Annotated in this window: 20 protein-coding genes; 3 read left to right on the top strand and 17 right to left on the bottom strand. The window is 72.1% G+C overall.

What is annotated here, in order from left to right:
- Position 1: 1 nt before the first annotated feature.
- Together VB059_RS00725 and VB059_RS00720 are read right to left on the bottom strand one after the other, a co-directional pair.
- Positions 2-1,156 carry an exonuclease SbcCD subunit D gene (locus VB059_RS00725; protein ID WP_323420093.1) on the bottom strand — a complete coding sequence of 385 codons (1,155 nt, stop codon included), beginning with the start codon at positions 1,154-1,156 and terminating at the stop codon, positions 2-4.
- A 162-nt stretch (positions 1,157-1,318) separates the two neighbouring features.
- On the bottom strand, positions 1,319-2,500 hold the full coding sequence (locus VB059_RS00720) for an ATP-binding protein (RefSeq protein ID WP_323420092.1): 1,182 nt from the start codon (positions 2,498-2,500) through the stop codon (positions 1,319-1,321).
- Between the two features lie 72 nt (positions 2,501-2,572).
- On the opposite strand from VB059_RS00720, the gene thiM reads away from it, so the two are divergent.
- From thiM to VB059_RS00705, 3 genes are all read left to right on the top strand, one after another.
- Positions 2,573-3,376 carry a hydroxyethylthiazole kinase gene (thiM, locus tag VB059_RS00715; protein WP_323420091.1) on the top strand — a complete coding sequence of 268 codons (804 nt, stop codon included), beginning with the start codon at positions 2,573-2,575 and terminating at the stop codon, positions 3,374-3,376.
- Between the two features lie 110 nt (positions 3,377-3,486).
- Entirely contained in the window at positions 3,487-4,158 is a 672-nt protein-coding gene (thiE, locus tag VB059_RS00710; RefSeq protein ID WP_416339469.1) for a thiamine phosphate synthase, read from the top strand.
- A 140-nt stretch (positions 4,159-4,298) separates the two neighbouring features.
- A complete protein-coding gene (locus tag VB059_RS00705) occupies positions 4,299-5,192 on the top strand; it encodes a mechanosensitive ion channel family protein (protein WP_323420089.1) in 894 nt (297 codons plus the stop codon).
- A 24-nt stretch (positions 5,193-5,216) separates the two neighbouring features.
- On the opposite strand, the gene VB059_RS00700 is transcribed toward VB059_RS00705, so the two are convergent.
- From VB059_RS00700 to VB059_RS00630, 15 genes are all read right to left on the bottom strand, one after another.
- Positions 5,217-6,452, bottom strand: a complete 1,236-nt coding sequence (locus tag VB059_RS00700; RefSeq protein WP_323420088.1) for a DUF2207 domain-containing protein — start codon at positions 6,450-6,452, stop codon at positions 5,217-5,219.
- 548 nt (positions 6,453-7,000) lie between these two features.
- Positions 7,001-8,605, bottom strand: coding sequence for a cation acetate symporter (locus VB059_RS00695; RefSeq protein ID WP_323420087.1), 1,605 nt, complete (start codon positions 8,603-8,605; stop codon positions 7,001-7,003).
- A complete protein-coding gene (locus tag VB059_RS00690) occupies positions 8,605-8,931 on the bottom strand; it encodes a DUF485 domain-containing protein (RefSeq protein ID WP_323420086.1) in 327 nt (108 codons plus the stop codon). The genes VB059_RS00695 and VB059_RS00690 overlap by 1 nt, the downstream gene beginning before the upstream one ends.
- Positions 8,932-9,246: 315 nt before the next feature.
- Positions 9,247-9,480 (bottom strand): lipoyl domain-containing protein, encoded by a 234-nt coding sequence (locus VB059_RS00685; RefSeq protein ID WP_323420085.1) that lies wholly within the window; start codon positions 9,478-9,480, stop codon positions 9,247-9,249.
- Positions 9,477-10,505 (bottom strand): alpha-ketoacid dehydrogenase subunit beta, encoded by a 1,029-nt coding sequence (locus VB059_RS00680; RefSeq protein ID WP_323420084.1) that lies wholly within the window; start codon positions 10,503-10,505, stop codon positions 9,477-9,479. Before VB059_RS00680 ends, VB059_RS00685 begins: the two co-directional genes overlap by 4 nt.
- 1 nt (position 10,506) lies before the next feature.
- Positions 10,507-11,523 carry a thiamine pyrophosphate-dependent dehydrogenase E1 component subunit alpha gene (locus tag VB059_RS00675; protein ID WP_323420083.1) on the bottom strand — a complete coding sequence of 339 codons (1,017 nt, stop codon included), beginning with the start codon at positions 11,521-11,523 and terminating at the stop codon, positions 10,507-10,509.
- Between the two features lie 84 nt (positions 11,524-11,607).
- Positions 11,608-14,499: a LysM peptidoglycan-binding domain-containing protein gene (locus tag VB059_RS00670; RefSeq protein ID WP_323420082.1), complete on the bottom strand. Its 2,892-nt coding sequence runs from the start codon at positions 14,497-14,499 to the stop codon at positions 11,608-11,610.
- Entirely contained in the window at positions 14,499-14,921 is a 423-nt protein-coding gene (locus tag VB059_RS00665) for a TadE family protein (RefSeq protein WP_323420081.1), read from the bottom strand. The genes VB059_RS00670 and VB059_RS00665 overlap by 1 nt, the downstream gene beginning before the upstream one ends.
- Complete coding sequence (locus tag VB059_RS00660; protein ID WP_416339468.1) at positions 14,918-15,235, bottom strand: TadE/TadG family type IV pilus assembly protein; 318 nt, start codon at positions 15,233-15,235, stop codon at positions 14,918-14,920. The genes VB059_RS00665 and VB059_RS00660 overlap by 4 nt, the downstream gene beginning before the upstream one ends.
- Positions 15,236-15,279: 44 nt before the next feature.
- Positions 15,280-15,462, bottom strand: coding sequence for a hypothetical protein (locus VB059_RS00655; RefSeq protein WP_323420080.1), 183 nt, complete (start codon positions 15,460-15,462; stop codon positions 15,280-15,282).
- A gap of 42 nt (positions 15,463-15,504) precedes the next feature.
- Positions 15,505-16,455: a hypothetical protein gene (locus VB059_RS00650; RefSeq protein ID WP_323420079.1), complete on the bottom strand. Its 951-nt coding sequence runs from the start codon at positions 16,453-16,455 to the stop codon at positions 15,505-15,507.
- A complete protein-coding gene (locus VB059_RS00645) occupies positions 16,452-17,333 on the bottom strand; it encodes a type II secretion system F family protein (protein ID WP_323420078.1) in 882 nt (293 codons plus the stop codon). Before VB059_RS00645 ends, VB059_RS00650 begins: the two co-directional genes overlap by 4 nt.
- Positions 17,330-18,928 (bottom strand): CpaF/VirB11 family protein, encoded by a 1,599-nt coding sequence (locus tag VB059_RS00640; protein ID WP_323420077.1) that lies wholly within the window; start codon positions 18,926-18,928, stop codon positions 17,330-17,332. Before VB059_RS00640 ends, VB059_RS00645 begins: the two co-directional genes overlap by 4 nt.
- Positions 18,925-19,677 (bottom strand): hypothetical protein, encoded by a 753-nt coding sequence (locus tag VB059_RS00635; RefSeq protein WP_323420076.1) that lies wholly within the window; start codon positions 19,675-19,677, stop codon positions 18,925-18,927. Before VB059_RS00635 ends, VB059_RS00640 begins: the two co-directional genes overlap by 4 nt.
- Before the next feature lies 1 nt (position 19,678).
- Positions 19,679-20,458 carry an SAF domain-containing protein gene (locus VB059_RS00630; protein WP_323420075.1) on the bottom strand — a complete coding sequence of 260 codons (780 nt, stop codon included), beginning with the start codon at positions 20,456-20,458 and terminating at the stop codon, positions 19,679-19,681.
- Between the last annotated feature and the right edge of the window lie 408 nt (positions 20,459-20,866).

Here is a 20,866-nt window from a genome sequence, read left to right as displayed (position 1 = left end):
GTCAGGCCACCGCCAACGTCCGGACGGCCTCGTACGCCTCGCGCAGGACCAGTTCCTCGTCGGCGGTGGCGGCCCGACCGCCCGCGTCCGCGACGAAGTCGGTCAGCACCTCGAGCGGGTCGACCGCAGCGGTGATCCGGGACGGTCCCTCGGCGACCCGGTCGGCGGGCTGGTGGGCGAAGGTCAGCAGATGCGGGAAGCAGGCCCGGGCCCGGGCCATCATGTCGGCGGTCCGGATCGGGTCGGTGACGATCACCTCGGCCCAGGCGTCCCGGTCGGCGTCCCAGGCCGACGACTCCAGCTCGGCCAGCGTGCCGCGGACCCGGACCAGGCGGCGCGGCACGGGGGTGGGCACGGTCCGCACCACCGGCGCCGGCCCGTCGAAGTCGACGATCACACTGGACTTCACCTGGCCGGCCTCGGAGAAGGAGAACGCCAGCGGGGAGCCGGCGTAGCGCATCAGCGGGTCACGCTCCGGGTCACCGGTCCGCTGGGCCCGGTGCAAGTGCCCCAGCGCGACGTACGACGCGCCGGCCGCCCGGAACACCGCCGACGGCACCGAGCCGATCCCACCGACCCGGATGTCCCGCTCGGAGTCCGACGTCTCGCCGGTCCCGACGAACTCGTGGGCGAGCACCGTCACCGGCACCGCGGGGTCGCGCCGGGCACGGTCCTCGGCGATCCGCTCCATGGCGGCCCCGACCACCGCGGCATGGGTCCGCTCCACCCCGCCCAGCTCCTGCCGGGTGCCGTCCGGATCGAGGTAGGGCACCGGATAGACGACCAGACCGTCGTTCCCCTCGACGTCCGGCACGACGACCGGCCGGCCGACCTCGGCCACCCGGGTGCGGACGCTCAGCCGATCACGGAACATCCCCGCCCCGAAGCCCAGCCGGACGGCGGAGTCGTGGTTGCCGGAGGTGATCACCACCCGGGTGCGCGCGGTCAGCCGGCCCAGTGTCTCGCCGAGCAGCGCGACCGACTCGACCGGCGGGATGGCGCGGTCGTACACGTCACCGGCGACCAGCACGGCGTCGATCCGCTCGGCCTCGACCACCTCGACCAGGTGGTCGGCGAACGTCTCGTGGGCGGTCTGCAGGCTCTCGCCGTGCAGGGTCCGCCCCAGGTGCCAGTCAGCGGTGTGCAGGATGCGCATGTCTGAACGCTAGGACCGGCCGCTGACATTTCCCGACAGGGCGCTCCGATCGGCCCTCCGATCGGCCCGTACGGACCATCGAACGGCCACCCGTCGACGGGCCCACGGTGCGCCGATCGGACGGGACGAGCGGGTGGCGTTTCCGCTTGCTCCGTGGCCGTCCTACTCCGTGGCCGTCGCGCCCCGCAGGTAGCGGCCGAAGTGCGGCACGGTGAACTGCACCTTGCCGCGCTCACCGGAGTAGACCAGGCCCTTCTTCAGCAGCGAGTCGCGGGCCGGGGAGAGGCTCTGCGGCTTGCGGTCGAGGTGGACGGCGACCTCGGCGGTGCCCACCGGGTCCTCCCCACCGATCTCGGCCATCGCCCGCAGGTATTCCCGCTCCGCCGGGGTGGCGCGCTCGTAGCGCGACCCGAAGAAGCCGACGGCCAGCTCCGACTCGGCCTGCGGCACCGCGACCGCGACGTCATCGGCGCAGATCGGCGAGACCGTCGCCACATCCCAGACCGCCTTGCCGTACGCCTGGATGAAGTACGGATAGCCGCCGGTGGCCCGGTAGAGCGCGGCCAGCGCGGCCGGATCGTACGCGGCGCCCTCGTCGGCGGCCGGCTCGGCCAGCGCGGCATCGGCCGCCTCCCGGGACAGCCGGTCGATCCGTACGTAGCGGAACAGTCGCTCGGAGTAGGACTTCGACGCCGACAGCACGGCCGGCAGGTGCGGCAGGCCGGCGCCGACGACGATCAGCGGCAGCCCCTGCTGGCTCAGCTCGTGGCAGGCGGCGCAGATGGCCGACACGTCCGGCGGCTCGAGGTCCTGCATCTCGTCGATGTGCAGCGCGACGCCGGTGCCGAGGTCGAGGGCCAGCCCGCCGATGTCGGTGAGCACCTCGACCAGGTCGATCTCGATGTCGCCCGAGTCGGCCCGTCCCCTGGTCGCGGGCACGTTGATGCCCGGGTTCCACCGGTCCCGCAGCTTGGTGCCGGGCCGGGCGTCGGCCTCGACGAAGGACCGTACGGTGCCGAGCACGGTCCCGGACCGGGAGGGGTGACCGAGCTCGCGGACCGCCATGTGCAGGGCGGCGCCGAGCGGACGACGCAGCGACTGGCCGGGGCGGGCCTCGAACTTGCCGGTGCCCCAGCCGGCGCGCACCGCCGAGGACCGCAGGGTGTTGAGCAGCACGGTCTTGCCGACACCGCGCAGCCCGGTGAGCACCATCGAGCGTTCCGGCCGGCCCTTGGCCACCCGGGCGAGCACGACGTCGAAGGCCGCCAACTCGTCGTCCCGACCGGTCAGGGCGGGCGGTCGTTGCCCGGCCCCCGGTGCGTACGGGTTCTGGATCGGGTCCACACCGTCACTCTATGGTGCCGTCTACCGATCCCCCCAGATCACGGCAGATCTCGCTGGATAGTGTGTCGGGCCATGGAGCTCTCGCCCGTCACGCCGTCCGCACTCGCCGCCTCACTGGAGAGGTTCCGCACCGGGGTCCCGCTGGTGCACTGCCTGACGAACTCGGTGGTGACCAACTTCACCGCGAACGTCGTGCTGGCCGCCGGCGGCGCCCCCGCGATGGTCGACAACCCGCACGAGGCCGGCGAGTTCGCCGCCGTCGCGGGCGGCGTGCTGGTCAACCTCGGCACCCCGCAGGACCACACCGTGGCGGCGATGCGGCTGGCCGCGGCGTCCGCCCGGGAGCACGCCGTGCCGTGGGTGCTCGACCCGGTCGCCGCCGGTGCCATCGGGTGGCGTACGCAGGTGGCGGTCGAGCTGCTCGAGCAGCACCCGACCGTCGTACGCGGCAACGCCTCGGAGATCCTCGGCCTGCTCGGCGGCGCCGGCGGCCGGGGGGTGGAGTCCTCCCACTCCGCCGATGATGCGGTGGGCTCGGCCCGGCAGCTCGCCACGGAGCTCGGCACCGTCGTCGCGGTCAGCGGCCCGACCGACTACCTCACCGACGGCACCCGGACCGTGGCGCTGCGCAACGGGCACGAGCTGATGACGAAGGTCACCGGGGTCGGCTGCGCACTGGGGGCCCTGATGGCCGGCTTCGCCGCCACCACACCCGACCCGCTGGTGGCGGCCGCGACGGCCACCACCCTGCTCTGCTTGGCGGCCGAGGCCGCGCCGAAGAACGGCACCGGTTCGTTCGCCGTCGGCCTGCTCGACGCCCTCGGCGCGGTCACCGCCGAGCAGCTTGCCGACCGGGTCACACTGGAGGAACGATGACCACCGCCCCCGGCCCCTCCCCTGCACCCGCCGCGCCTGTGCCGACACCAGAGCCCGCGACGATGCCCGCTCGGGGCCCTGCCCCGACGTCGGCATCCGGCCACCCCGCGATATCGGCATCCGACCACCCCGCGATATCGACGTCCGACCGCCCGACTGCGGACTACCGGCTCTATCTGGTCACCGACCCCGCGATGACCGCCGCGTACGGTCTGGTGCGGACCGTCCTGGAGGCCGTCGAGGGCGGGGTCACGCTGGTGCAGTTGCGCGACACGCAGGTCGACGACGCCACCTTTGTCCGGATCGGCCGCGAGCTGCACACCGCGCTGGCCGGCCGGGTCCCGCTGATCATCAACGACCGGGTGCACCTGGTCGCGGCGATCGGTGCCGAGGGCGCCCATGTGGGCCAGGGCGACCTGCCCATCGACGAGGCGCGGGCCGCGCTCGGCCCGGACCGGCTGCTCGGCCTGTCGGTGCAGACCGTCGGGCATCTCGAGGTGGCCCGGGCCCTCGGCGAGGACCTGATCGACTACGTCGGCATCGGCCCGGTCTGGGACACCGCGACCAAGCCGGACGCCGCCGAGGCGGGTGGCCCGGAACGTACGGCGGTCGTCGCCGCGGCGAGCCCGTGGCCCAGCGTCGCCATCGGCGGGATCGGCCCGGACCGCGTGCGGGCCGTCCGGGCGACCGGCGTCGACGGGATCAGTGTCGTCTCGGCCATCTGCGGTCGGCCCTCCCCGCGGGAGGCCGCCGCGACGCTGCGGCGGGCCTGGGGGCGCTGACCCCGCCCGGAAGCGCTGCGGCCCGGCGGGTCCGGGAGCGCTGACGCCCGTACCGCGACCGGTCCGGAGCGCGTGGCAGGATCGGAACGACGCCACCGCGCCACCACCTGACCATTCCCCCACCCGGATCGGAGGCACCCGTGCCCTGGCCAGTGTCCGAACAAGTCACCGAGCAGTGGATCAACAACGCGATCGTCATCGTCGTGACCGTCCTGGTCGCTCTCCTCGTCCGGGGCCTGCTGGCCCGGGCGATCCGGCGGATCACCGGGATGATGATCAAGGACGCGAGCGGCAAGCGGCTGCGGGCCACCGAGATCCTGCGCCGGGCGGCGGACATGTCCGACGAGCGCTACGCGGCCCGGGCCAACACCACCGCCAGCCTGTTGCGCAACATCCTCGACATCGTCCTGGTGGTGATCGTGGTGATGACGGTGATGAACGTCCTCGGCGTGCCGATGGCGCCGCTGCTGGCCAGCGCCAGCATCGGTGGTGTCGCCATCGGCTTCGGCGCGCAGTCCCTGGTGAAGGACTACCTGTCCGGCATCTTCATGGTCTCCGAGGACCAGTTCGGCGTCGGGGACTGGATCCAGATCAACGACAAGATCTCCGGGCGGGTCGAGGAGGTCGGGCTGCGAGTGACCCGGCTGCGCGCGTTCTCCGGCGTCGTCTGGTACGTCCGCAACGGCGACATCACCCAGCTCGGCAACTCCTCGCAGGGCACCTCGACCGCCATCATCGACATCCCGATCGCGGTGGGTGCCGACCCCGCCCCGGCGATCGAGATCATGAAGCAGGTCCTCACCGAGATGGCCGGCCAGGAGGAGTGGCAGCAGGTGCTGATCGCTGAACCGCAGGTGCTCGGCGTGGACAGCATGAACGCCGTGCAGACGAAGTTGCGCGCCATCGCCGACACCCTGGCCAACCAGCAGTGGGGCTTCCAGCGCGAGGCGCTCAGCCGGATCCGCACCGCCCTGCACGTCGCGGGCATCGAGGATCCCGCGGTGCCGACGGCCGCCGATCAGGCCGGCGCCTGACCGAGGTCCCCGCACCGAAAGCGCCTAGCCGAAGTCCAGGTCGCACCCGTCGCAGCCGTCGCCGAGGCTGTCCAGGCCACCGGTGGAGTCGACGAAGCTGGACACCCCGTCGGTGACCGCCGACAGCCCGCCGCCGACGGCGTCCGCGATCCCGGAGAAGTCCAGATCGCTGACCAGCTCGGCGACCCCCTCGCCGAGCATGATGGCCAGCTGGGGGACGTCCAGCAGGTCGGCGAGCATCATCATGTCGATCCAGTCGAGGCCGAAGTCGAGCTGGTCGTAGCCGGCCAGCTGCGCCTTCGCCGCCACCTCGCCGAACACGCTCGCCCAGTGGTCCGCGACCCCGAAGACGATCGCGTACGGCAGGTAGCGGGAGAAGAGGTCGGCCGCCTCCTCGAATCTGATCTGGTCCGCCTCGGCGGTCCGCAGGTACTCCTCGAAGGCCAGCGCCTGGATCCGGACGGCGGTGCCCTCCGCGGTGCGTCCGGGCCGGACCCGCCCCCAGCGCGCCCAGGCCCCGGCCGACACCAGGGTGAGCAGGCCGCCGCCGACCCCGCCGACGCCGCCGATGACCGCCATCACCACGGCGCCACCGAGCGCCAGGCCCCACAGCCCGGCCCCGCTGAGCCCGTTCCTGGCGCGCGGGTGGCGGCGGTACCAGCCACGGTGCACGACCTCGGAGTAGAGCGCCTGCACCGCCTCGCGCATCACCTGCCCGAAATCGCCGGTCAGTTGCGAGATGCGCACCGTCGGGCCGTGCGCGAACATGCCGTTGAGCAGGTGCGCCTCCATCACCGACAGCTCATCGCCGACGGGCGGGTCCTGGGCGGTGATCTCCCAGTCCGGCTTCTCCGTGCCGCCCCGGCGATCCGCCGGATGGGTCGGCCCCCGCCCGCCCGGGCGGTCGACCGCCGGCTCACCCGCGGGCTCGACCGCGGTGATCTTCACGTACCCGCGCACGGCGAGGTCGACGATGGTGGCGGTGACGTCACGGCTCTCGGCGACGCCGTCGTAGACCGTGCCGACCAGGCCGGGGCGCAGCCCCTTGGGCGGGGTGAACTGCACGGCGAGCGCCTTGGTGTACTCGCTGTCCGGCACCCGGCGGGTCAGGGCCGGCTGGCCCGGCGCGGGCAACTGACCCGGGATGACCCCGTCATAGATCTCGTCGAGGCCGCCGCGGCGGGACCGGACGATCGCCAGGACGGTGACGGCCGTCACCACGAGACCGACGACCAGCATGAGCACGGAGACGGGAGTCACGCCCCCAGCGTACGGAGGGGTCAATCACGCTCCGGCTTCGGTCACGCCCTGGGTGCAGCCACGCTCGGGGTCACGCACGCTCGGCCGTACGGTTCCGCGGCGCTGGGATGCCCCGTTGTGACCGGGGAGCCGGGTGACCGACACGACACGTCACATCTGTGACCGACAAATCATCACGGCACATCATGTGACCGGTAAAACCAGCAGTAGTCGACCACACGGGGCGGTCGACCACTGGGTTTGTCGCACCGCTGGCGTACGGGGGGGATGATGTCAGCGAGCGACGATCTGGAGGGCGCATGTCTGCGCACCTGCAGAAAGGGTAGCCGAAAGGCTACCCCGAGTCCACGGATTCACAGGGTCCCCTCAGTCGTGAACACGGTGTCACGACCCGGCCCGCCACCGGGGCGACGTGGGTGGCGACGGCACTCTTCCCCCGGGACAGCGACGGCACCCGCACCCGCGGACCCGGACACGGCGACAGCCCGCCGGGCGGACCCGACGGGCTGTCACGAAGAGCTCGGATAGTCACCGATCCGGACGACCGATCAGTGGTCGATCGCACCACCGGCACCCGCACCGGTGAGCGAGCGGACCTCCATCTCGATGGCCTTGTCCTCGTTGTGTTCGTCCGAGGTGATCGTGCCGAGCCAGCCGAGGATGAAGCCGATCGGGACCGAGACCAGGGCCGGGTTGTCCAGCGGGAACCAGGCGAAGTTGGCGTGCGGGAACATCGCGTCCTTGGCGCCCGAGACCGCCGGGGAGAAGATGATCAGCACCATCGCCGAGATCAGGCCGCCGTAGATGCTCCACAGCGCACCGCGGGTGTTGAACCGCTTCCAGTAGAGCGTGTAGAGGATCGACGGCAGGTTCGCCGAGGCGGCGAGCGCGAAGGCCAGCGACACCAGGAAGGCGATGTTCTGCCCGTTCGCGACGACACCACCGACGATCGAGATCAGGCCGATGACGATCGAGGAGATCCGGGCGACGCGCAGCTCCTGGCGGGGCTCCGCCGTGCCCTTCTTGATCACCGAGTTGTAGATGTCATGGGCGAACGACGCCGACGCGGTGATGGTCAGGCCGGCGACGACCGCGAGGATCGTCGCGAACGCCACACCGGAGATCAGCGCCATCAGGATGGTGCCGCCCAGCTCGTACGCCAGGGCCGGAGCGGCCGCATTGGCGCCGCCCGGCATCGCCTTGATCTTCTCCGCGCCGACCAGCCAGGCGGCGCCGAAGCCGAGGATCATGGTGAGCAGGTAGAACAGGCCGATCAGGCCGATGGCCCAGGTCACCGAGCGGCGCGCCTCCTTGGCGGTCGGCACGGTGTAGAAGCGCATCAGCACGTGCGGCAGGCCGGACGCCCCGAGCACCAGGGCGATCGAGAGCGAGATGAAGCCCAGCTTGTTCGTGCCGTACTTGCCCATCGGTTGCAACAGATGGTCGCCGGTGCCCGGCTTGACCGTGTTGACGTGGTCGATCGCCTGCTGGATCAGCGTCGACAGGTTGAACCCGACCCGCGCCATCACCCACACCGACATCACGATCACACCGATGATCAGCAGGATCGCCTTGATCATCTGCACCCAGGTGGTGCCCTTCATGCCACCGATCAGGACGTAGGCCACCATCAGCAGTCCGACGATCACGATGACGATGTTCTGGCCGGCCTTGCTCGAGATGCCGAGGAGCAGGGCCACCAGGCCGCCGGCCCCGGCCATCTGGGCGAGCAGGTAGAAGAAGGAGACGAGCAGGGTCGAGATGGCTGCGGCCATCCGGACCGGACGGTCCTGGACCCGGAAGGAGATGACGTCGGCCATCGTGTAGCGGCCGGTGTTGCGCAGCGGCTCGGCGACGAGCAGCAGGGCGACCAGCCAGGCGACGAAGAAGCCCACGGAGTAGAGCAGGCCGTCGTAGCCGTAGAAGGCGACCGACCCTACGATGCCGAGGAAGGAGGCGGCGGACAGGTAGTCGCCGGCGATGGCGAAGCCGTTCTGGCGCCCGGAGAAGGTGGCACCGCCGGTGTAGAAGTCACTGGACTTCTTCATCCCGCCGCGGGTCACCATGACCACCACGGTCATGGTGATGACGACGAAGCCGATGAAGATGCCGATGTTGACGGCCGGATTGCCCAGCGTGGCGAGAGGGAGCATCAGTGGGCCCCTTCCTGGTCGGACTCGAGGTCGGTCTTCAGCTGCGCGGACAGCGGGTCGAGGGACCGGTTCGCATGCCGGATGTACAGCCACGTGATGAGGAACGTGGTGACGAACTGGAGGAAGGAGATCAGCAGACCGATGGTGATGTTGCCGGCGATACGGGTGCTCATCCAGCCGACCGCGTACACGGACAGCAGGACGTAGATGAAGTACCAGACGAGGAAGGCGACAGTCATCGGGAACGCGAAGCTGCGGAATCTCTTCCGCAGCTCGACGAACTCAGCCGACTTCTCTACCTCTCTGTAGCGGGTGGGGCTGGGCATGGAATCGCTCCTGGGGTGAAACGGCTCACAGGGGCGTGAGATCAGCGTCACCCTAACCATTCCCCGGTGCACCCGTAAGAGGAAAGCCTGGCCCAGATGGGCACCTTCGGTAACAGTTCAATAACTTAGGGCAGCCTGAGACTGTTTCCTCCGCCGGTTCCATGTAACCTACGTCACACTCCGTCGCAGGGTGGGATCGCCACGGCCCCGGGCATCCGGTCCGCCCGACCCACGGGGTCCGCCTGCCCGCCGGACGTACGGGTGCCCTCGTCCTGATCCGGGCGAGGGCACCTGCGTGTCGGCCGGCCGAGGGAGCTAGCTGATCTGCGCGATCACCGATCCCTGCGCCACCTCGTCCCCCTCGGCGGCGAGCAGGGCGATGGTCCCGCCGGCGGGAGCCATCACCTCGGCGTCGACCTTGTCCATCTGCACCTCGGCGATGAGTTGTCCCTCGGCGACCTGCTCGCCCTCGGCGGCGTACCAGGTGGCGACGACGCCGGTGGCGCCACTGTCCTCGGCATTCATCTCGGGGAAGACCACCTCGGTCACTGCAGCACCTCCCGGATCGCGGCCTCGATCTGCTCCTGGCGCGGCAGCACCGCGTACTCCAGGACATGGCTGTACGGGATCGGGATGTCCGGCACGGCGAGCCGCTTCGGCGCCGCCTTCAGCAGGGTCGGGTCGGCCTCGACCACCGAGGCGACGACCTCGCCGGAGACCCCGTACGACAGGTAGTCCTCGTCGACGACGACCAGCCGGCCGGTCTTCGCGACCGAGGTGATGATCGCCTCCCGGTCGAGCGGGACGACGGAGCGCAGGTCGATGACCTCGACGCCGATCCCCTCGGCCGCCAGCTTCTCGGCGACGTCGAGGGCGTGGTGCACCGACAGCGACAGGGTCACCACGGTGACGTCGGCGCCCTCGTGGGCCACGGCGGCCTTGCCGATCGGCACCACGTAGTCGCCCTCGGGGACGACGTCGATGGACCGCTTGTTCCTGGCCATCCAGGCCAGGCCCATCACGCCCTTGTGGAACATGTAGACGACCGGTCCGTCGTCGCGGATGGCGGCGGTCATCAGTCCCTTGGCGTCGGCGGGGTTGGACGGCACGACGATCTTCATCCCGGGCAGGTGGCCGAAGGTCCCCCACAGGCACTGGCTGTGCTGGGCGCCGTCGGAGTAGCCGCCGCCGACCGCGGTGGTGAGGACCATCGGGACCTTGACGTTGCCGCCGGACTCGAAGTGGATCTTGGCCATGTGGTTGTAGATCTGGTCGAGGCAGACCCCCATGAAGTCGGCGAACATCAGTTCGACGATCGGGCGCATGCCCTCGACGGCGGCGCCGATGCCGAGCCCGATGAAGGCGGTCTCCGAGATCGGGGTGTCGATGATCCGGGTGGGGCCGAACTCGTCGAGCAGGCCGACGGTGGAGCTGAAGATGCCGCCGTAGCTGCCGACGTCCTCACCGAGGTAGATCACCTCGGGATCGGCGCGCATCTCCTGGGCGATGGCCTCGGTCATCGCCTTGGCGGTGTTCAGGCGGCGTACGGGGGTGGCGGGAGCGGTACTGGTCATGTCAGGCCTCCTCGGCGAACGCGTACATGAGGACCTCGGCCGGGTCGGGCAGCGGGCTCTCCTTGGCGAAACGGATCGCGGCCTCGACCCGCTCGGTGGCCTCGGCGCCGACCCGCTCGATCGTGGCCGGGTCGAGGATCCCGGCCTCCTGGAGCCGTCGGGCGTACGCCGGGATCGGGTCGTGGTCGGCCACTTCGGCGAGTTCGGGGCGGTAGCCCTGCGCGTCGCCCTCGAAGTGGCCGAGCAGGCGCAGGGTGGAGACCTCGAGCAGGGTCGGGCCCTGACCGGCGCGGGCCCGGGCTACTGCCTCCCCGGCGGCGGCGTAGACGGCGTCCACGTCGTTGTCCTCGACCCGGACCCCCGGGATGTCGTACGCGGCGGCGCGGACGGCGTTCGAGGCGACAGCGGTCGAGGCGCTGCGCGGCACGGAGATGCCCCAGGCGTTGTCCTCGATGACGAAGACGACCGGCAGCTTCCACAGCGCGGCGAGGTTGAGCGACTCGTGGAAGGCGCCCTGGTTGGCGGCGCCCTCACCGGTGACCGCGACGGCGACGTTGCCGGTGCCGCGGGTCCTGAAGGCGTACGCCTGGCCGAGGGCCGGCGGGTACCCCTCGGCGACGATGCCGGAGCAGGAGAGGTGGGTGGTCGGGTCGAACAGATGCATGTGGCCGCCGCGGCCGCGGCCGAGCCCGGTTTCGCGGCCGAAGATCTCGGCGGTCATCCGGTCCAGGTCGACGCCGTGGGCGATGGCGAAGTGGTGCGGGCGGTGGGTGGCGGTGATGGCGTCGTCGGTGGTCAGGTGGGCGCAGACGCCGGCGGCGACGGGCTCCTGGCCGGCGGACAGGTGCATCTCGCCGGGCACCAGTCCCTTGCCGATGTCGAAGCCGGGGCCCTTGTCGGCGTGGTACTCGCGCTGGATGGCGAGCTCAAAGGTGCGGGCGAGCACCATCGTGGAGTAGAGATCGAGCCTGACGCCGGCATCGGGTGCCGGCGCCGGTCCGCGGACGTTATCGGTCATCATTGACCTCCGGTCGGGACAGGGTTCCTTTCATCATCACCACGCAGGCCCGCACCTGTCAGCCGATCCGCCGGCCCAGCGCCGTCAGACCGCGGCGCGTCGGGGCCCGGCGGTGCGGATCCGGATGCCGCCCTCGAGGACCTCCTGCATGAGGGAGACGGTCTCGGGCAGCAGGTCGATGCCGAGGGTGTGCGCCTGCTTGTTCAGGGTGAAGACCAGCCGCTCGACCTCGCGGGTGTTGCCCGACCGGTGCTCGGCGACCAGCAGCCGCCGCAGCAGCAGTTCGTCCGCCGGTGCCGCGACCAGTCCGCGGCCGATCGCCCACTTGGCGAGGTCGAGGTCCTGCTCGTCGAGGGCCCGGGCGGCGAGCTCGTCGGCGACATCACGGATGGCGCAGGCGGACTCGATCCGCAGCTCCTCGGCCCAGGTCCAGTCACCGGGCGGGGCGTCGGCCAGTGGGGCGCCGCGGACCAGGTCGAGGATGGCGGCGAGGGTGGCGCTGCTGGTCTGCGCGATGCCACGTCCGAGCAGCACCTGCACCTCCTGCCAGTCGGACCTGACGGCGGGATCCAGCCGGATCCGGCCCGAGTAGGCCTCGGGCAGATAGGGCCGGCCGTCGGCGGAGGTGCCGAGCCAGCCGCGCAGCCGGCTCATGTTGGACCGCCGGGTGCTCTCGGCCACCAGCAGGGCCCGGGCCATCTCCACCGAGGTGGCGTTCGGGTGTTCGAGCAGCCAGGCGCAGTACTCCAGGCACTGCCGGGGGGCGCGGCTGGGCGGGGTGCCCCGGGCACCCTCCAGCCCGATCGGGCCCAGCAGCAGGAGCCTCGGGTCATCTGACATCGGGGGCTCCTCCTCGACGAGGGTCTGCGCGGTGGTGACCAGTGTGGCGAAGGACGGGGTCGCGGTCGGGGTTACGGTCACCATGGCGCCGGGGGGCTCCCCCGCCCAGGGGGCCGGGACCAGGGCCTCCGGGGAGGTGTTGCGGTGCAGTTCGACCACCTCGTCCCGGGTCCGTCGCGCGACCCGTTGCGGGGTGAGGTCGATCCCTGCCGGCTCGAACCGTGCCCGCAGGGGGGATTCGTCGACGAGCAGCGTCGCCTCGCCACCCGGATGCTCGGAGACCAGCACGATCGGTCCCCGATGCGTACGGGTGAAGCGGTCGCCGAGGCGGCGGCGCTGGGCCGGGGTGATGTCCGCCAGCAGGACCACGACCTGCGGTGCCCAGGCCTCGGCGAAGTCGGGATCGAGCCGCAGCACCGCGATGGGGGCGTCCGCCACGGCGACCAGGGATTGCTGGGTGGCGACGGTGGCCTCCCAGGCCGTGATGATGTCGTCGAGGTCGTCGACATGGCGGACGTGCTCGACGCCACTGGTGTCGACCAGTCCACCGTCGTCCCCGACGACCACGACCCGCGCAGCACCGGCCCAGGAGCTGGTGACCAGATCCAGGACGTAGGAGGTGAGGATCTCCCCGGCGCGTTCGGCGGTGTCGGCATGGACACTGAGACGGCCCCACCGCTCGAGGTCGACCAGATGGGTGTCGTCGTCCTCGCCGGTCCCCAGGGACACCAGGGTCGGCCACGGACGCAGCAGCTCATCCCCGGACGATCCGGCCCGGTCCGCCACGACCTCGGCGCGCGGGACCACCCACGACGACCCGGTGTCGACGAACGGCGCCGGGGCCGCGGCTGCCCACCTGTCGTCCGCACCGTCATCGTGATGCCGGTCCCAGGCGAACTCGAGGTCGGTGTCACCGACCCGGAGCCAGTCGAGCGCAGCCAGTCGTCCGGTGCGCAGAGCATGGCGGGCGACCATGTGCACCGCCCACTCGACCACCTCGATCTCGTCAGGTACGTCGGTGGCCAGCAGGGCGTTGCGCAGGCGCTCGGCGCCCTCACCGGGACGTTGCGGGACCCGGCCCACCGGCCGCTGGACGAGCTGGAGGTGCCGACGGCCGGCCAGGCCGGCGACGATCCCGGTGGCGGCCAGCGTCCCGATGCCGCCCAACGCCAGGCTCCGCTCCCGGTCAGGGTCGATCATCGCCTCCGCCGGGGCCGGCCCGGTCTGCGGCGTCGCCTCGACGGGAGCGGGGTCGGTCTGCAGTGCCGGCTCGGTCTGCGGCGCCGCCTCGACGGGAGCGGGGCCGGTCTGCAGTGCCGGCTCAGTCCGCGGCGCCGACTCGACAGAGGCGGGCGCCGATTCGGACGCCGTGGGAAGACCGCCCGGGACCGACTCCGCCGACCCGCTGTCGGGGGCCACCCCCTCCCGTGGCCCCATCCCGGCAGCGTCCGCTGGCAGGGGAAGGGCGAGGACCCAGCCCGCCTCCAAGTGGTCGGGGTCGTGGCGCAACAGTCGCGGATTGAGGTCACGGATCCGGCGCCATTCCAGACCGTCGCCGAGGTAGGTCTCCGCGAGGGTCCACAGGTCGTCGCCGCGCTGCACCCGGTACTCGAACGTCTCGGGTCGGGCCGGCGCCCGCTCGCCGGTACCGACCTGCTCCTCGTGCAGCCCAGTGGCCTCGTGCTCGGCAGCCTCCGTTGCGGCGGGCAGGGCCGGGCCGGTGGGTTGGGTCGGCGCCGCGTACGCCACGGCGACCGCGGGTGCCGGGCCCTCGACGCCTCCGGACACTCCGGGCGGGCCGTCGCGCTGGCCGGTGCCGAGCATCATCAGGACGGCGAGCAGCAGGGTCCCGGAGGCCAGCTGCATCCAGCGCAGCCCGGGGAGACGTACGACACGGCCACCCACGGCCCCGACGACCTCCGCGGCCACGGACAGGGTGAACAGCAGCCACACCAGCCAGCCCAGGCCGGTCAGCAGCCACAGCAGGACCCGGCCGTCGTCAGGCACCAGCAGCAGCTGCTCGAGGCCGAGCTCGGCGGGTGCCGGGTAGCGGCCCCAGGAGACCAGCAGCCAGGGGACCACCAGCACCGACCCCAGCAACACGGCCAGGGCCAGCAGTCCTCGTACGGTCCTCATCATCGCCCCCGGTACCTGTCGACGACACTGGCGGCGCTCCCCCGCAGGGTCAGCTCACCCGGCAGCCCCGGCACGACCAGGTCCCCGAGCGCGACGGTGCAGGCGACGGTGGCCCGGACGGTGCCCGGTGTGCCGGGCGGGCGATGCAGAGCAGCCACGTCGACGCTCACCGACGAGCTGCGACAGGGCAGATCAGCAAGGTTGGCCCGGCCCGCTTCCTCGGCGGCCCGGGCGGACATGCGGGCATCGGAGCGGACGGTGGCGGTGCGTACGGCCCGATGGGCAGCCTCCTCGACGGTGGCCCGGGCCGTCCAGATCCGGGCTCCGCCCACCACCAGACCGGTGAGCATCATCAGGGCCGGCACGAGCAGCGCCATCTCGACGGCGACCGCACCGCGGTCCGTCACGCGGGGTCGTCTCATCGGGCCACCTCCCGGGGTGCGGACGCGGTGACCTCGAGCCGCGACAGGCCCAGGTCGATGACCAGCGGAGCGGTCCCCCGCACCACGACGTCGACCTGCCGGGGGCCGCGCCGGGCACTGACGGTGACGGCTTCGACACCACCAGCCGCCGCGACGCGCAGGGCGGCTGATTCGGCCGACGCGACGCTCGCCGATTCGACACTGAGCATGTCGACCGCGGTGGCGGCCGCCGCCCCGAGGGTGAGCCGGGCATGCCACCACACCCCCAGCTGGACGGTCCCGAGCACGACCAGCATCACGACCGGCCACAGCAGCGCCCACTGGAGACTCTCGGTGTATCCACGCTGGTCGGCGGACCTCAGGTGGGCATGTGACCCTGGACGTACGCGGTGACCGCGGTGATCACGACCGTGGCGACCGCGACCGCCCCGGCCAGCAGAATCGCGTTCTCGGTGCTCTGCGACAGTCCACGCTCGTCGCGGACGCGCGGGCCGTCGGTCAGCCGGACGAGGATGGTCGCCAGTGCGGTGAGGACTTTCATCGGGGTTCCTTTCGGGTCGGTCGACCAGTTCGGGTCGGTCGATCATGGGGCACCTCCGTCGCCGGTCAGGCGGAGCAACGGCGGCACGAGGAAGACGAGCGCGAAGACCATCGAGGGCACGACCATGAACACGGTCATCTGTTCGGAAACCTTCGTCGCAGCGATCTTCTGGGAGCTGAGATGGGCATCTCGCAGTTCCCGGACCCGGGCACGCAGCGCCCCGGTGAGTGAGGCACCCGACTCCTCCATCTGCATCACGTCGGCGATGTCGGCGAGTTCGGGCAGATCGAGGTGGGCCCCGAGTGCCCGGAGGTGGGCGTACGGCGGGCGCTGCTCGAGGCGGGCCCGGTCCAGGGCGGCCCGGATCTGGACGAAGAGCGGCGCGTCGGACACCGCGGCAGCGGCCGCGAGGGACTGGGTCGCCGATCGGTTGGCCAGTCGTTCGAGGGTGACCAGGTCGAAAAAGGTGAACAGTGCCTCCGCCAGGTCCTGGCGGGCGGCGGGTGCCCGGCGGCGCAGCGTCAGGTCGGGCAGGAACCAGCCCACGACGGCGCCCGCCGCCGCGACCCCGATCGGCACCAGCGGGGTCCAGCCGGCGAGGAACCCGACACAGCCTGCGACGACCCCGGGTGTCACCGCGCCGATCAGGGCGTACGCCACCTTCTCCGCCATGAACTCGGCCACCGGCACACCACGCGCATCCAGGGCACGCCGCTGCGCGGCGGACAGCGGGGTCAGCGGGTGGGCCGCCAGCCAGCGCCCCAGTCGGTCGAGCCGGGACCCGCGGTCAGCCCCGGCGACGACACCCGCCCCGGAGGTGGGGCCCACGCCGGTGGGGTCCGTCCCGGCCGCGGCCGGGCCGGTGTCGAGCAGGGCGAGCCCGGCCTTCAGCGACGGGATCGGCGGGCGCAGGCCGCGGGCCACGACGACGGCACCCAGCCCGACACAGGCGCCGAGCACCGCGACGATCAGGATCCAGGCGGGGGCGGTCATGACAGTGCCCCGGTGAGGATCCGTTGCCGCGCCCGCGGCCGGGTCAAGCGACGCATCATCGCCAGTGAACCGAGGTAGGCGGCGACCAGACCGAGCAACAGCAGCTGGCCCACCGGGGTGGCGTACGGGGCGAAGAAGTCACGCCCGAAGAGCAGGGCGATCGCCAGCATGCCGAGGGTGATGGCGGTGACCTGGCGGACGACGATGCGCGGTTTGGCGCGTTCCGCCTCGATCTCGCGCAGCGCGGCGAGCGTCTGCTGGATCGACGCGGAGAGCGCCTCCAGCGTCGCGGTCGCCCCGGTGCCGCCGCGGTGGGCCGCCAGGCCGAGAGCGGCCAGCACGGCGTCGGCCTCGGGCACGGCCAAGCCGTCGGACATCTCGCGCAGGGCGTCGCGGACGGTCCAGCGCTGGTCGAGCCGGCGGACGACCTGTTCGATGTGCGGAGCGAGCAGCGCGGGCCCGGTCCGCCGCGACATCCGGATGGCATCGCCGATGGACCGACCGGTCGGCAGCGTCGCGACCAGGCTGTGCACCCAACGGTCGAGGGCGCTGAGCTGCTCGATCGTCGGGGCCGGCGGATCGGCGAGCAGGTACGGCAGCGCGATCACGGCGAGCGGGACGATCGCCAGCCAGACCACCCAACCGGTCAGGGCGTACGCCACCACTCCCCCGAGGAGCGCGGCCAGCCACCGGGCGTCGCGGCGCCGTCCGGCAGCCCCGACCGGACGGCGGGTCACGGCGGCCCAACACTGTCGCAGGCCTCGCCGCGGCCCGGCAGCCCGGATCTCGGTTTCCGCCTCGCGCGGCACCGCACCGGCCACGACGAGCAGCGCCCCGACCGCGAGGAGGGCGCCGAGCAGCGCCACCACCGCGGTCATCGGGCACCCGGCCAGGCCGAGCGGTAGCGCTCGAGCTCCGCACTGAGCATCGGCTCGGGGTCGAAGACCGCCCCCGTCACCGCCGTGGGCAGCGCGTTGTAGAGCAAGTGGGTCACCGGACGGCCGTTCTCGAGGGCCCCGGTGACCTGCCGGACCTCGCTGACCAGGCGGCGGCGTACACCGCCGCGCCAGGTGTCGTCGACCAGCCGGACGTGGACGAAGAGGTCGATGTTGTGCGCGATCTGCCGGTAGGCCTCGTCGACGGTGAGCACCCCGCCCTGCGCCACCCGGGCGGCGAGCCGGTCCATCGTCGAGGACGCCGAGTGGGAGTGGGTCGTGCTCAACGTGCCTGCTCCGGACTGCATCGCCTCGAACATCGCCCCTGCCTCCGCGCCGCGGACCTCGCCGACGATGATCCGGGAGAGGTTCTGCCGTAGAGCCTCGGGGACCAGATCGGCCACCGTCACCTCGCCCAGCCGGCGCCCACCGATCACCTCGCCCTGACCGATCCGGGCCTGCAGGGCGACCATGTTGCGCCGGTGCGCCAGCAGGTGCGTGAGCAGTTCGTAGTCGGTCTCGATCGTGCCGAACCGTTCATTGGCCGGGATCGCCGCGATCAGGGCCCGCAGCAGGGTCGTCTTGCCGGCGCCCTGGTCGCCCGAGATGACCACGGATCGTCGCCCCATCACCGCTGCGTGCAGGTAGCGGGCGAGGTCCTCCGGCAGCATCCCACCGGCCACCAGGTCGGGCAGGGCGACGTCGGTGAGCAGGTGCTGGCGGATGGTGATCGAGGGGCGGAAGGACAGCCCGAAGCCGATGGCGTGCAGGCGGAAGCGGTCACCGAGGGCCAGGGTCATGCTCGGGTGGGCGTCGTCGAACGGTCGGCTGGGGCGGGCCTGCTCCCCGAGGAACCGGATCGCCTCGACGAGTTCGTCGTCGGAGTCCGCGACCGACGGGTGGTCCTCCCGGTGACCGTCGCCGTACTGGATGACGACGGAATCGCAGCCGTGGATCTCGATGTTCTCGGCCGTCGGGATCTCGAACAGTGGCTGGAGACGGCCGTAGCCGAACACCGCACTGGACACCGCCCGGACGTACGCCTCCTCGTCGTCGAGGTCCCACAGGGCCGTACCGGAGGCCTGGAGCTGCTCGGCGTGGGCGCGGACGATCTGCCGGATGACCGCGCGTCCCATCAGCCGCCGGTCGGTGTCGGGCATCGTCCGGCCGTACTGGTCCTGGTGGTGCTGGGCGCGGTCGCTGATCTCGGCGGCGGCCTGCCGGCGCAGCGTGACGACCGCCCCCCAGTCGACCCCGCCGACATCGGGCAGCCCACGCCTGCCCGGGCTCGGCGGGTACGAGGTGTGGGTGGCGCCGAGCGCAGGAATGCCGGTGGTGGACGGGAGACCGGTGGCGGACGGGTCACCGATCCCGAACGGGAGGCCGGACGTTGCCGCCGGGGTCGGCTCCGCGTACCGTGCAGCGTTGCCGCGGTCGACGATGCCGTCCCGGTCGCCCACGCTGCCGCGGTCGACGACATCGACGACCGCGCGACGACCCAGCAGGGGGACCTGGTCCAGTGGGACGTGGTCGGTCATGCCGGCACCTCCTCGGGCTCCCGGAGCACGGTGAACTCGCGGAGGGCCTCGAGCAGCGGGGATCGCTCCCAGCGGCGCGGCGGCGGTGCGCCGTCGGAGAACACCGCGGCGTGGTCGGGCAGGTACGGCAGCACCAGGTCCACCGGCCAGCCGAACTGTGTCATCACTTCGCGCCGGTCGTACGGCATGCCCTCGCCGACCAGGACGAGGGCCGCACGAGTGGCCCGCAACGACCTCTCCAGCACGTCGTCCAGTGCCTCGCAGACGGGTCGGGCGGCGGCCAGGTGGCGCAGGCTGGTCCGGGTCACGACGAGGACCTGGTCGGCGACGCGCAGCAGGGGTTCGACCGGACGGATCGAGGCGAGCCGTCCGCCGTCGAGGACGACCTCGGTGCCGGCGTCGGCCGTCCGGCGCAGGAGATCGGCCAGGGCCGGCCAACTCGGCTCGAACAGGTCGACCGCCGCCAGGCGTCCGAGGCCCGGCAGGAACCGCCGGGTCCCCTCCTCGTCCAGGGGAACGGTGGCGGTGGCGAGGTCGAAGGGGGCACCCATCCGCCGGCGCCGGGCGTACTCCTCCAGGCCGGTCCCCGCAGCGACGGCGCCCCGCAGGTAGCCGGCGAGCGGGGCCTGGGCGGCGTCCCGGGCGGCGTCGACGAGCAGCGCCGGCCCGGGTAGCTGGAGGGTGAGACCGATCGCGGTGGTCGTGGCTCCCGGCGATCCGGCCGGTCCGAGGATGAGTCGTACGGCCATCTCAGGACCCCTGCACCAGGATGATCCGGTCGGCAGCGGCGAGCCGGGCGATCTCCTCGGCGTCGCGCCGGGCGACCGACACGTCGATGAGTCGGGCGACCTGGTCGTAGCTGGTCCCGACCGGGCGGTGGATCTCCGCCCGGAAGGCGCGGTTGGTCCCCGCCCCCGACGCGGCCCGGTCGGCGGCCGCCTCGACGAGCAGGACGGACGTGCCGGGCTCCAGCGGGATCTGCGGAGCCCGGCCCTCCTCGAGCCGCAGCCCGACCACCGCCTTGCCGGCGGGGAGCTCCTCGGGACCGACGGCGGCGCTGGTGAGCAGACCGCCCTCGGCGAGGTCGATCCGGGCGGGGCGGCCGACGACGGTGCCGATGGCGTCCGAGGGAAGTGCGTCCAGCCCGTCGAGCCGCCCGACCGTGATCGGCGTGAGGTCCTGGGCCCTGACGATCTCTCCGCGGTAGACGGTCCGGTTCAGCCGCAGGACCGAGATGGTGTCGGCGACCCGGGTCCACAGCACCACCGAACCGAGCGCCCCGATCACCATCGCCAGCACGCCTGCGAGGATCCACCGGGGGCGGCGACGGCGCATGGCCGCCAGCGGCCGGCCGGCGGAGATCCCTCTCGAACGCTCGGCATCAGCCCCCGAGGCGGCCTTGGTGGCCCCCGGGGCGAGCCTGGTGGGCTCCGCCATCGGGACGGCCGTCGTGGGGTCGGCGGGGGGCGAGGCAGTCGCGGCCGACGGGGTCGGCGCGGACGGGATGGTGGTCCTGACGGGCAGCATCATCACTCCAGGGCATCGTCGGCTCGGGCGTTGCCCATGAGACTAGGAGCCCGGGTGTCACCGGAGGGGTCGGAGGCCGCCGGGGGCACGGGACGTATCGGAGAGTGGAACACGCGTCCATACTTCCCGGCCGGTGTTGTCCGAGGTGTTGTCCGCAACACCCCTAGTGTTGGCCGGTTTGGACCGGGAACAGGCAGGGTCCGATCAGGCCGCCCGTCGGTGTGGGGATCGTTACACGGCCCCGAGGGGTATCCAAAAGGTGAGCACAGGGTAGGCTTACAGCAGTCTCGTAGCGAGATCACAGAATCCCCAGGGGCCGTCAGGTGTCGTACCGGCGGCCCCTGGTGTATGTTCCGGGCCCGGTCGGTCGGGGACGCGCCGGGTGCCGCGGGCGGAGACCTCGAACGTCTG

This window comes from Raineyella sp. (assembly GCF_034933565.1).
In the GTDB taxonomy this organism is placed as follows: domain Bacteria; phylum Actinomycetota; class Actinomycetes; order Propionibacteriales; family Propionibacteriaceae; genus Raineyella.
Note: the sequence above shows the minus strand (reverse complement) of the source record. Positions and strands in the feature narration are given on the sequence as shown.

Coding starts and splice junctions, on each gene's coding strand:
- VB059_RS00675 (WP_323420083.1), bottom strand. CDS start 11,523: ATGACCGATAACGTCCGCGGACCGGCGCCGGCACCCGATGCCGGCGTC.
- VB059_RS00680 (WP_323420084.1), bottom strand. CDS start 10,505: ATGACCAGTACCGCTCCCGCCACCCCCGTACGCCGCCTGAACACCGCC.
- VB059_RS00665 (WP_323420081.1), bottom strand. CDS start 14,921: ATGAGACGACCCCGCGTGACGGACCGCGGTGCGGTCGCCGTCGAGATG.
- VB059_RS00695 (WP_323420087.1), bottom strand. CDS start 8,605: ATGCTCCCTCTCGCCACGCTGGGCAATCCGGCCGTCAACATCGGCATC.
- thiM (WP_323420091.1), top strand. CDS start 2,573: ATGGAGCTCTCGCCCGTCACGCCGTCCGCACTCGCCGCCTCACTGGAG.
- VB059_RS00670 (WP_323420082.1), bottom strand. CDS start 14,499: ATGAGGACCGTACGAGGACTGCTGGCCCTGGCCGTGTTGCTGGGGTCG.
- VB059_RS00640 (WP_323420077.1), bottom strand. CDS start 18,928: ATGACCGACCACGTCCCACTGGACCAGGTCCCCCTGCTGGGTCGTCGC.
- VB059_RS00630 (WP_323420075.1), bottom strand. CDS start 20,458: ATGATGCTGCCCGTCAGGACCACCATCCCGTCCGCGCCGACCCCGTCG.
- VB059_RS00635 (WP_323420076.1), bottom strand. CDS start 19,677: ATGGCCGTACGACTCATCCTCGGACCGGCCGGATCGCCGGGAGCCACG.
- VB059_RS00725 (WP_323420093.1), bottom strand. CDS start 1,156: ATGCGCATCCTGCACACCGCTGACTGGCACCTGGGGCGGACCCTGCAC.
- VB059_RS00690 (WP_323420086.1), bottom strand. CDS start 8,931: ATGCCCAGCCCCACCCGCTACAGAGAGGTAGAGAAGTCGGCTGAGTTC.
- VB059_RS00655 (WP_323420080.1), bottom strand. CDS start 15,462: ATGAAAGTCCTCACCGCACTGGCGACCATCCTCGTCCGGCTGACCGAC.
- VB059_RS00645 (WP_323420078.1), bottom strand. CDS start 17,333: ATGACCGCGGTGGTGGCGCTGCTCGGCGCCCTCCTCGCGGTCGGGGCG.
- VB059_RS00650 (WP_323420079.1), bottom strand. CDS start 16,455: ATGACCGCCCCCGCCTGGATCCTGATCGTCGCGGTGCTCGGCGCCTGT.